Origin of the sequence: Duganella sp. 1411, from assembly GCF_017833525.1 — a bacterium.
GTDB lineage: Bacteria > Pseudomonadota > Gammaproteobacteria > Burkholderiales > Burkholderiaceae_D > Rugamonas.
Genome location: NZ_JAFICD010000003.1, coordinates 875,496 through 886,281 on the forward strand (window position 1 = coordinate 875,496; position 10,786 = coordinate 886,281).

The 10,786-nt window shown below is 67.2% G+C and carries 6 protein-coding genes and 1 rRNA gene; all 7 read left to right on the forward strand.

Translation table 11 applies throughout. The features are described 5' to 3' along the window. The first annotated feature begins 49 nt into the window (after positions 1 to 49). Positions 50 to 1,639 carry a DUF2138 family protein gene (locus JOD97_RS20885; protein WP_209722581.1) on the forward strand — a complete coding sequence of 530 codons (1,590 nt, stop codon included), beginning with the start codon at positions 50 to 52 and terminating at the stop codon, positions 1,637 to 1,639. Beyond that, on the forward strand, positions 1,636 to 2,301 hold the full coding sequence (locus tag JOD97_RS20890; RefSeq protein WP_209722584.1) for a DUF1175 domain-containing protein: 666 nt from the start codon (positions 1,636 to 1,638) through the stop codon (positions 2,299 to 2,301). The genes JOD97_RS20885 and JOD97_RS20890 overlap by 4 nt, the downstream gene beginning before the upstream one ends. Then, complete coding sequence (locus JOD97_RS20895) at positions 2,298 to 6,842, forward strand: alpha-2-macroglobulin (RefSeq protein WP_209722586.1); 4,545 nt, start codon at positions 2,298 to 2,300, stop codon at positions 6,840 to 6,842. The genes JOD97_RS20890 and JOD97_RS20895 overlap by 4 nt, the downstream gene beginning before the upstream one ends. Then, positions 6,842 to 8,563, forward strand: coding sequence for a DUF2300 domain-containing protein (locus tag JOD97_RS20900; protein ID WP_209722589.1), 1,722 nt, complete (start codon positions 6,842 to 6,844; stop codon positions 8,561 to 8,563). The genes JOD97_RS20895 and JOD97_RS20900 overlap by 1 nt, the downstream gene beginning before the upstream one ends. Then, positions 8,560 to 9,357 carry a DUF2135 domain-containing protein gene (locus JOD97_RS33300; protein ID WP_209722592.1) on the forward strand — a complete coding sequence of 266 codons (798 nt, stop codon included), beginning with the start codon at positions 8,560 to 8,562 and terminating at the stop codon, positions 9,355 to 9,357. The genes JOD97_RS20900 and JOD97_RS33300 overlap by 4 nt, the downstream gene beginning before the upstream one ends. A 4-nt stretch (positions 9,358 to 9,361) precedes the next feature. Beyond that, positions 9,362 to 10,114 carry a YfaP family protein gene (locus JOD97_RS20910; RefSeq protein ID WP_209722595.1) on the forward strand — a complete coding sequence of 251 codons (753 nt, stop codon included), beginning with the start codon at positions 9,362 to 9,364 and terminating at the stop codon, positions 10,112 to 10,114. A 372-nt stretch (positions 10,115 to 10,486) separates the two neighbouring features. Further along, positions 10,487 to 10,786, forward strand: a 16S ribosomal RNA gene (locus JOD97_RS20915); the annotation flags it as partial.

A 10,786-nucleotide genomic window follows, 5' to 3' on the forward strand; every position in this document is an offset into this window, starting at 1 on the left:
CCGACATGTTACCATCCGATAATTATTACCAACTTAACAATGCAAGAACATGAATAAAAAAGTGCTGTTCAGGTCTCTTGCCGGCGTGGGCATCGTCGGTGCCGCGCTGATCGCGTACCGGGCCTTCGGCTGGGGCCACATGGGACCGGTCAACGACCTGAAGCTGGACCTGTCCCGGCCGGACGCGCTGGTGATGACCCCCAGCCTGTCCACGTTGCCGCGCGACCTGCTGACCGTGCCGCTGGCGCGCGACGTGCTGCGCGAGGAATTCCTGTTTTATTACGAGCAAACCGAGGACCGGCTCGGCCTCAAGGGCAGCCTGCGCCGCATTGCCTATGAGCATGAGCTAGGCTGGGGCGACCAGTTGCTGCGCATGGTGCTGGACCAGCCGGCGGAAGTGGCGCTGTGGCGCGACGCCGACGGCTCGCTGAAGCATTACGCGATCGCCGTTTCCCGTAGTCAACTTACGCGGGTGTTGGAGGAGGCCGGCAAGATCGCGCTCAAGGACACCCAGATGACCGTGGCCGGCGCCTTGCGCGTCGACGGCGACAAGGTGCCGGTGTACGCGCTCAATTATGCCTACCACCGCACCTTGCTGTTCGCCGCGCACGGCCAGCGCCTGGTCATCCTGTCGCACCCGGGCATGCTGTACGGCGGCGCGGAAGGCAAGGACGGCGACGGCACGGCCGAGAAAACCCTGGCCAGCCTGCTGGCCGCCGACCGCGCCAAACAAACCGTGTTCCACCCGCAGTTCCATCTGGACCCGGCGGCGCCGGCGGGCCACAGCATCGCCGTCAAGGCCGATTTCCTGTCGTTCGGCTACCAGCCGTTTTTCGGCGCGCTCGAGGCGGTGCGCTTCGATTTCAGCAAGGGCGCCTGGAAATCCGGGGTGCTGATCAACGCCGACAAGTTGCGCAAGGGCGGCTACGACAGCGCGGCCCTGTGGCCGGCGCTGCCGAACGGCCCGAGCGCCTGCTTCACGGTGCCGGTGGACTGGGCGGCGATGCAGCCGGTGCTCAAGCGGATCGGCGGCAAGACGTCCGAGCCGGTGCTGCCGCTGGCCGAGCAGTTGCAAGGCCCGGCCGCCGCCTGCTGGTACGGCGGCTCGCGGCTGCACACGCCGGTGTTCGTGGCCACCCGCGCGCCGCAGGCCAGCGGCGAGGCCTTGTACGGCAGCCTGTTCACGGCGGCCACCGGCGGCAAAGACGCCGTGCGCAAAACCACCGCCGCCGGCGGCGCCACTCGCTGGGAACGCACCGTGGCCACGCCCATGGGCGAGGCCCGGCCGGCGCTGGCGGTGATGGGCAACACGGTGGTCTTCTCGGCCGACGGCAAGTTGGTGGACCAGGTGCTGGCGGTGTGCCGCAAGCAGGCGCCGGCGGCGTCGGACCTGCTGCCGGACGCCGGCCACACCGTCGGCCTGATCGCGCCGGCCGCGCTGGCGCAGCTGATCCAGCGCGAAGCCTTCGACACGCTGCCAGCCAATAACGAGCCGGTGCTGCGCGCGGCGGCCAACGAACATCTGGTGCCGCGCCTGGACGCGCTGAAAAAATATCCGCCGTTCCGCATGGTGCTTAAGACCCTGCCGTCCAGCGGCACGGCGTGGGAACCGCTGGAATGGCAGGCGGTGCCGCGATGAACCCACGCCGTCGCTGTTTGCGGCTGCTGGCGGGATGCGCGGCGACGGCGCTGGCGCCGCCCGTATGGGCCCTGCGCGAGGCGGCCGATACGCAAATCCGGCTGTCGCAGGCGCAAAGCCGGGCCTTCCAGGCGTGGATGCTGCGCATCGTCAGCGCGCAGATCGAACGCGGTCCGTCGCCGCGCTGGACGCACCGAGATTGCGCGGGCCTGGTGCGCTTCGCCGTCAACGAGGCGCTGGCCGTGCACGACGCCAAATGGCTGCGCGCCAACGGCATCGCCAGCGACCGCCGCCTGCCGCCGGAGCTGGAACTGGACGCCGGCCAGGCCGCGCTGCGCAACCGCTGGGTGCAGACCGGCGGCACGGTCGGCCACTTCGTCACGGCGCTGGCGCTGGTCCAGCACAACAGCCGCTTCGTCGCCCGCGAGATCAGTCAGGCGCTGCCCGGCGACCTGCTGTTTTTCGACCAGGGCGACGAACAACACCTGATGGTCTGGATGGGGGCGCGCATCGCGTACCACACCGGCACCGTCACTGCACAAGACAACGGCCTGCGGGTCGTCGATATCAAACAACTCACTACCTGGAAGGACACGCGGTGGCAACCAGCGTCCAACAATCCCAATTTCGCCGGCGTGTTCCGGCTGTCTTTTCTGTCATGAAGCTGCTGCTGACCGGTATGCTGGCGCTGGCGCTGGCGCTGTTCGGCGGCGCCTCCGCCCAGGAGCGCGAGCGCGAACCGAGTTACTACACGCAGTTCAAGGGCGAGCCGTTCTTCCTGCTGTCGGACGCCAGCTACGGCAGCGCCGACATGGCGCGCGTGCGGCTGGAGGTGCCCGGGCGCGACATGGGGCGCATGAACCTGGAGGCGTATTCCGGCGCCGACATCGTGGTCTACCGCGTGCCCGCGCCGATGGATTTCCTCAAGAAGCAGCGCAACCTGCACCGCATCCAGGTCGAAGGCAATTACCAGGGCGAAGGTCTGGCCAACACCCTCAGCTTCCTGTGGGATAGCTGGTGGAAGCAATCGCGCCTGGCCTGGCGCAAGCTGTTCTCGCCCGAGGCGCGCGTCGCCGTCATCAGCGAGCAGCCCAAGCTGGCCACCAATCCGGCGATCCGCCGCCCGACCGTGTTCGCCAACCATCCGCAGTACAAGCCGATCAAGGGCATGGAGATGGTCGACAGCTTCCGCTATCCGATCTGGCAGGCCAAGCCGATCGAGCCGCCCAAGGGCGTCAAGCTCGATGGCTCCAGCAGCGAATTCGTCGCCGCCGGCGCCGGCAACGTCATGATCCCGATCGGCAAGCGCAAGCCCGGCCTGTACCTGATCGAGGCAATCATCGGCGAACACCGCGCCACCACCCTGGTGTTCGTGTCCGACACGATGGCCGTCACCAAGGTGTCGTCGGCCCAGATGCTGGTGTGGACCGCGCGGCGCGACAACGGCGCCGCCGTCGCCGGCGCCAACGTGGCGTGGACCGACGGCACCGGCGTGCTGCAATCGGCCAGCACCGGCGCCGACGGCGTCGCCTCGCTGGAGCGCGGCAGCCCGGAACACACCTATGTGATCGGCGAGGACCGCGCCGGCGGCGTGTTCGTGTCCGAGAACTTCTACTACGACAGCGAGATCTATAACACCAAGATCTACGCCGTCACCGACCGCCCACTGTACCGGCCCGGCGACGACGTCAACGTCAAGTTCCTGGGGCGCGAATTCAAATCGGCGCGCGAATCGCAGGCCGCCGCCGCAGCGCCGCTGGGCCTGACCGTGTTCGATCCGAACGGCACGCCGCTGCTGACGCAAACCTTGCAGCTGTCGGGCGAGAGCGGCGCCGAGACGCGCTTCCGCCTGCCCCCGCAGGCCACCGCCGGCGGCTATGAGCTGCGCTTCAGCTACAAGGACGGCTCCTATGGCGCCGCCTTCCGCGTGGCCGAATATGTCAAGCCGCACTTCGAGATCAACGTGCAGCCGTCCAAGCCGGAGTTCAAGACCGGCGAGGCGGTCGGCGGCAGCATCGCGCTGCGCTACCCGGACGGCAAACCGGTCAAGAACGCCAAGATGACGCTGTCGCTGCGCAGCCAGCAAAACACCATGGTCGACGGCGAGCTGCGATACAGCGGCCTGTTCCCGGTCGCGCTCAAGACCGAGGAGGTGGTCAGCGACGGCAGCGGCAACGTCAGCTTCTCGCTGCCGCCGGCCACCGACCCGTCGCGCTACATCCTGACCGTGCTGGCGACCGACGGCGCGGCCTACCGCGTGCGCGCCACGCGCGAGCTGATGATCGAGCGCTCCAGCACCACCTATCAGTTGAAACCATCGCGCCAGTTTTCCGATCCCGGCCAGTCGGTGCACTTCGACCTGTTGGCCGACGGCCAGGGCGCGGTGCGGCCGGTGCGCTGGGAGATGGTGCAGTTGGAGAAGCAGACCAAGACCGGCGGCGCGTTCGATCCCGCCGCCAAGGGCTGGGACGTGACCTTCCCGGCCTCCGGCTCCTACCAGCTCTCGCTGCGGGATGAGCGCGGCAACCTGCTGGCCGCCGCCAGCCACTGGGTGACGGGCGACGGCGTGCAGGCCACGCCGGGCAGCATCGAGATCGTGCTGGATAAGGTGCGCTATCGTCCGGGCGACGTCGCCGAGGCCTTGATCACCTTCTCGGACAAGATCGACCAGGCGCTGCTGACGCTGGAACGCGACAAGGTCGAGCAGTACGGCCTGATGTCCGGTGGCGCCGACTGGTACAAGGCGCAGCGCGTGGCGGGCAATCAATGGCGCGTGCGCATCCCGGTCAAGGAGGAGCATGGCCCCAACATGACCTTCTCGGTGGCCTACACCCGCAACGGCGATTTCGTGTTCGAGAACGCCGGCCTGCAGGTGATCGAGCCGCGCATCGCGCTGCAGTTCAAGACCGACAAGGAGGTCTACCAGCCGGGCGAGAAGGTGACGCTGGACGTCAAGGCCACGCTCGACGGCAAACCATTGAGCACCCTGGTGGCGCTGGGCGTGGTCGATGAAATGATCTACGTGCTGCAGCCGGAGATCGCGCCGGAGATCGGCGACTTCTTCTACCACCCGCGCCGCAACAACGTGCGCACCACGGCCAGCCTGTCCTTCATCAGCTACGACATGGCGCAGGCCCGCAGCAGCGGCGCGCCGGCGCGGCACAACTACAATGAGCGCGGCGTCAAGGTGCTGGAGCGGCCGCGCCGCGACAACGTCGATACCGCCTACTGGGCGCCGTCGCTGAAGACCGACGCCGACGGCAACGCGCGCGTCAGCTTCACCATGCCGGACGCGCTGACCCGCTGGCGCATCACCGGCCGCGCGATGGATGCGCAAGGGCGCGTGGGCCAGCGCACTGGCTATCTGCGCTCGGACAAGAGCTTCTACGCCAAGTGGACGGCGCCCGACTGGATGCGCGCCGGCGACGCGCCGCGCGCCTCGGTGGCGGTGTTCAACCAGACCGGCGCGGCGCAGGCGCTGGACGTGATCTTGTCCGGCGGCGCCCAGCCGAAGACGGAGAAGCTGTCGGCCAAGCCGGGTATCAATTACGTCGAGTTCCCGCTGGCGGGCAACACGGGCGCGCTGCGCCTGGAGCTCAAACAAAACGGCAAGCTGGTGGACGCGCTGGACACGGGCATGCAAACGCTGCCCGCCGCCTGGAGCAGCCCGCGCACCCTGATGCTGCCGCTGGGCGGGGCCGAGACCCCGCTCAAGCTGCCGGCCGACGCCCGCAACATCCGCGTTTCGTTCGCGCAGGGCGCCGCCAGCCACTTCGCCCGCATCGCCGACGATCTGATCGAGTATCCCTACGGCTGCGTCGAGCAGACGGCCAGCCGTCTGATTCCGCTGACATTGGCGCTGCAAAGCCTCGGCCCCGATGCCGGCGCGTTGCGCGAGCGCCTGGGCGCCATCCTCACCGCACAGCGTCTGCGTCTGGTGTCGATGGCCGGCCCGAACGCGGTCTTCGGCTGGTGGGGCGACGCCACCGCCGGCAGCGCGCTGATGACCGGCTACGCCTATTACGCCGACTGGCACGCCGCGCGCGCGCTGGGCATCACGCTGCCGCCCGAGCACTGGAACAACCTGCTTGCCGTGTACAGCAATAATGGCTTGAAGGACGCGCTGACCGACCGCGCGCTGGTGCTGTGGATGGCGCACGAGATGGGCCTGCCCACCAAAACGCTGGCCGCCGGCCTGGTCGACGATGCCCTCACCGCGCCGCTGGACGGCAAGCCGCGCCAGTCCGGCGATGGCAGCCTGCTGCTGGGCGCTGGCGACGACCGCGAGGCGCAGGCCATGGCGCTGGGATTGGTGTCGGTGGTCGCCAGCCAGAACGGCGTCGCCTTGCCGCCGGCGTTGCAGCAGCAGGTCGGCGCCGCGTGGACGGTACTGCGTTCGGCCAAGGCGCCGGTGTCGCAGGCGTTGCTGATGCTGGCCGGCGAACTGCCGCCGGCGCAGGCCGACGCGGTGCTGTCCGGCGTGCGCGCCGAGATGCCGACCCTGGACCGCGCCATGACATTGATGTGGGTGCAGAAAAAGCTGGGCGGAACCGCGTTCGGCAAGGCGCCGGCCGTCGCTCTGGACGGCGCGTGGCAGAAACTGGAGAGCCGCGGCGGTCAGCCGGTGTGGCGCTGGGCTGACGGCAAGGGCGTGCCCGACCAGCTGCGGCTTGCCGCCGCTTCCGGTGCCGCGCCGGCGGGCACCGTCGCCGTGGTGCAGTATGAGAGCCGCGCCGCCGAGGCGCAGGCGCTGCCGGTCGCCATCGAGCGCCGCATCCTGCGTATGAAACAGGGCAAGGGCGGCTACACGACGGAGCTGGTCAAACCGGGCGATGCGCTCAGCACCGACGAATTGTATCTGGACGAGATCACGTTGAAGGCCGCGGCGGGCGCCAAGCATCGCTTTGGCCTGCTGGAGGTGGCGCTGCCGCCCGGCGCCGTGGTCGAATCGAGCACCTGGGGCATGGTCATGGCCGGCGATAAACCGGAGCCGCTGGAACGCGCGCGCCACACCGAGCGCCGTGACGGTTACGCCGTGCCGATCGAGCCGCTGGAAGGCAATGTGACCGTGCGCCACCTGCTGCGCTTCGCCCAAAAGGGCAGTTACGTGCTGCCGCCCGCGCGGTTCCACCGCATGTATCAGCCGGAGCAGAAGGCCTTCGAGGGCGGTGGCAAGACCATGCGCACGTTGAAGGTGGAGTGATGCGCAAGGCCGCGCTCCCGCGGCGCTGGCGGCCGGCGTCCGTGCTGGCCATGCTGGTGCTGCCATCGCTGGCGGCGCAGTCGTGGGCGGCGTCGCTGGACGTGGCCTGGTGGCGCGACGGCCGCATCGAGGTGCAGCAGCTGCGCCAGGGCGGCGCCGCGCCCAAGCCGTTCGACGGCGCGCGGCAAGTGCCGCTGGCCAGCTTGTGGAAGCTGTTCGTTTACATCTACGCGCAGGACAACAAGGTTCCAATGCCGGACTACCGCTGCGGCGGGCGCGATCCGGAGGAAGTCTATTGCTGCGAGGCGGGACAGAGCATCGGACACGACGCCGCATTGGCACAGTCCTGCGGCCCATTTTTTTCGCCGACGCGGTTGATGCTCGAGACGGCGTCGTGGCGCCGGTATTGGGCCGGGCGCCTTGGCACGCCTCCGGTGGGGGACTTCGCATGGCTGGCCGACCCGGCGCAACTGGCGCCGGCGCGGCTGGTGCGGCTCGACAGCCTGCTGCGCGCCCTGGGCAGCATCCCGGCCGCCAGCAGGTCGAACGCCGAGGCGGCGCTATTGCGCGTGGTGCTGGACGGACGTGGGGCCGGCACGGCGCGCTGGTTCGGCGGCCAATTGCGCGTCAAAACCTATTCCTGGCACGAGCAAGCCCAGGCCGGCGCGGCGCGCGAACGCCTGGGCGGCGCGGCCGGCTGGCTGGCCGACGGCACGCCGGTGTGGTTCGGTGGCGCCGGCGGCAGCAGCAACGTGTTCCAGCAATGGGCGCCGCGCCTGGCCGCCGCTTTGCCGCCGGTCCGGGCGGCGGAAGACAGCGGCTGCGTGGTGGTCGACTATTTCAAGCGCTATCCAGTCCGCGGCGTGCGCGGCGCGGACGGGCCGGCGGCGCCGGGGCCGCTGAATGGCCGCTACCACGTGCAATTCGAGAATGGCCAGAATCTGGCGCTGCGCAGCGCCGGCGAGATGACGCTGTTGAAGGACGACGCGGGCCGTCCACAGTTGCGCGGCCGCTTCGGCGTCAATGAATATGTGGCGCGGGTGCTCGACCGCGAAGCCAGCGCCGACGAACCGGAGGCGGCGAAAGCGCTGGCCATCGCCGCCCGCAGTTATTTGAGGCAGAACGCGGTGACCGTGGCCGGCTGCCAGCAGATCGCCGACAGCAGCGCGACCCAGCGCGTGAGCCCAAGTCCGGCCACGCCGGCGGCGCTGGCCATCGCCCGCTGGACCGACCAGTTGATCGTCGATGGCGTCACCGTGCGCTATCACCGCGACCGGGCGTCGGCCGGAACGCTGGTGTGGACCGAGGCGGTGCGGCAGGCCAGGCAGGGCAAGCATTACGACGAACTGCTGGCCGCGGCCTATCCCGGCGGCGCGCTGGGCACCGCCGGCAACAGTGGCGCGCGGTGCCAGCGCCTGACGCAAAACGAGGCGTGGCTGGCGCGCGCCTTGCCGCGCTGGCAGCGCGTGCTGCTGGGCGAGATGGGTTACGAGGCGCCGCCGCAACCACCGCTGGTGTGCGCGCTTGGCGCGGGAGCGCCTTATTCGGAGCAGTCGCGCAACCGCATCTTTATGCGTCCGCTGGCGACGCGCGAGGACCGCATCACGCTGGCGCATGAATATCTGCACCTTGGCTTGCGCGGGCATCCGCGCGGCCAGGATGAGGAGTATGTCGAACGGCTGGCCCGCAGGCTGGTCGATCTTAACCTGGAGGCGCTGTGAATTACCGCATCTTATTAGTGGGCGCCGCCCTGTCGGTATGGGCCGGTCAATGCGCGCAAGCGCAGGACAAGAGCATGACGACGCCGGTGGGCGGATGGAACCGCGCCGGCTTGACCGACCGATCGGACGAACTGGCCGTCAACTATCCGTACGCGCTGGTCGACCGGGGCGCGCAACGCGGACGGCGTATGATTCAAGGCGACCTTGAGAAAGCGGCGAAGGGCCGGTCGGGCTACAAGCTGGCGGTCAATGGCAATCCGACGCCGCTCTACACCGATGACAATGGCCGTTACGCGCGCGCGTATTCGTTCGGCTCCGGTTCCAACAGCGTCGAGATCCGTTCGCCGGACGGCAAGCCGGTCAAGCGCGTGCAGTTCTACGAAGCCGACAAAAGCCGCCCGCAGCCGATGATCCGCGTCATCGCCGGTTGGGACGATAGCCAGGCGGAGGTCGACCTGCATATCGTGACGCCGGACGGACAGCACGCATTCTGGGCGCGTCCCGCGATGACCAACGGCGGCGGCCTTGATCCCGACACCGTCGACGGGCCGGGACCGGAGAACTTCACCATGACGTCGCCGATGCACGGGCTGTATCAGGTGTGGATCAACTACTGGGGCAATTTCGGCGGCGACGGTTACCACTTCGACGAAAACACGCGCCAGCGGCCCGTCATCACCAGCCGCATCACGCTGGTCTTTAACGAAAACACGCCGCGCGAGCGGCGCGAGGAGTTCGTCGTGCCCTTGCGTAGTATCGGGGAGCTCACCCTTGTCAAAACTTTCAGGTATTAAAAACATGAACGCGCGTTGGCTATTACTACTGTCATTACCACTTTGGGCGCAGGCCCAGGTCACCATCGACGCGCCCAAGGGCGGCTGGCGCAATTCGGCCGGCGCGCGGGAAGAATACACGCAGACCGTCAACTATCCCGCTTCGTCGGTCAATCTGCAGCCGGGCCAGAGCGAGACGGCGCAGATACGCGGCCGCATCGCGGGCGCCGTCAAAGGCAAGCCGGCCACGCTGGTGGTCAATGGCGCGGCCATGCCGATGGAGGTGGCGGAGGACGGCACGTACGGGCGGCCATATGGCTTCGGCAGCGGCTCCAATAGCGTGGAAGTGCGTTCGCCGGATGGCAAGAGCCGCGCGCGCACCCAGTTCTTCGACAACTACCAGGGCAAGACCCAGGCGCGATTGCGCGTCGTACTGTCTTGGGACAGCGCCGGCACCGACCTCGATCTGCACGTGGTCACGCCGGACGGCGGCCACGCCTGGTACGGCAACCGGGTGTTAAAGGATGGGGGGGCGCTGGACGTGGACGTGACCACCGGATATGGCCCGGAAATCTTCTCCAGCGCCGCGCCACCGAAGGGTAATTATCACGTCTACGTGAATTATTACGGCAGCGGCGCGGACACGTCGGCGCTGACCGTGGCCCGCGTAACGCTGATCACCAACGAGGGCACGCCGCGCGAAAAGCAGCAGACCTTCCAGGTGCCGATGCGGGCGCCGGGGGAACTCACTTTGGTGAAATCGTTCGTGTTCCCATAATTGCCCTTGCGCACCTGCCCGCCCTTTGCTATAGTTCGCCCCCTCGCAGAACGACGCACACAAATGCGGAGTGAAGCTGGAAAAAATAGAGTTGACGAGATAAACGAAACAGTTCATAATCTTGCCTCTTCGCTGATGAACACAACGCTTCTTCAGCAAGCAGTACCGAATAAAGTTCTTTAAAAATTAACAGTCGATAAGTGTGGGCGTTTGATGAAAGTGCACGCGGAGCTTCGGTTCCGCGATACTTAAAATATCAAATGTTCACAAGAAGTAATGAAATAGGCGCTACGAAAGTAGTGGCCTGTCAGTATTTTGAGTGAGCGACCCGTCGGCAACGACGGTGGCAGCAATGCCAATTAAACAGAGATTAAACTGAAGAGTTTGATCCTGGCTCAGATTGAACGCTGGCGGCATGCCTTACACATGCAAGTCGAACGGCAGCGCGGGGCAACCTGGCGGCGAGTGGCGAACGGGTGAGTAATATATCGGAACGTACCCTGGAGTGGGGGATAACGTAGCGAAAGTTACGCTAATACCGCATACGATCTAAGGATGAAAGTGGGGGATCGCAAGACCTCATGCTCCTGGAGCGGCCGATATCTGATTAGCTAGTTGGTAGGGTAAAAGCCTACCAAGGCATCGATCAGTAGCTGGTCTGAGAGGACGACC

Coding starts and splice junctions, on each gene's coding strand:
- JOD97_RS20910 (WP_209722595.1), top strand. CDS start 9,362: ATGAACGCGCGTTGGCTATTACTACTGTCATTACCACTTTGGGCGCAG.
- JOD97_RS20900 (WP_209722589.1), top strand. CDS start 6,842: ATGCGCAAGGCCGCGCTCCCGCGGCGCTGGCGGCCGGCGTCCGTGCTG.
- JOD97_RS20890 (WP_209722584.1), top strand. CDS start 1,636: ATGAACCCACGCCGTCGCTGTTTGCGGCTGCTGGCGGGATGCGCGGCG.
- JOD97_RS20885 (WP_209722581.1), top strand. CDS start 50: ATGAATAAAAAAGTGCTGTTCAGGTCTCTTGCCGGCGTGGGCATCGTC.
- JOD97_RS20895 (WP_209722586.1), top strand. CDS start 2,298: ATGAAGCTGCTGCTGACCGGTATGCTGGCGCTGGCGCTGGCGCTGTTC.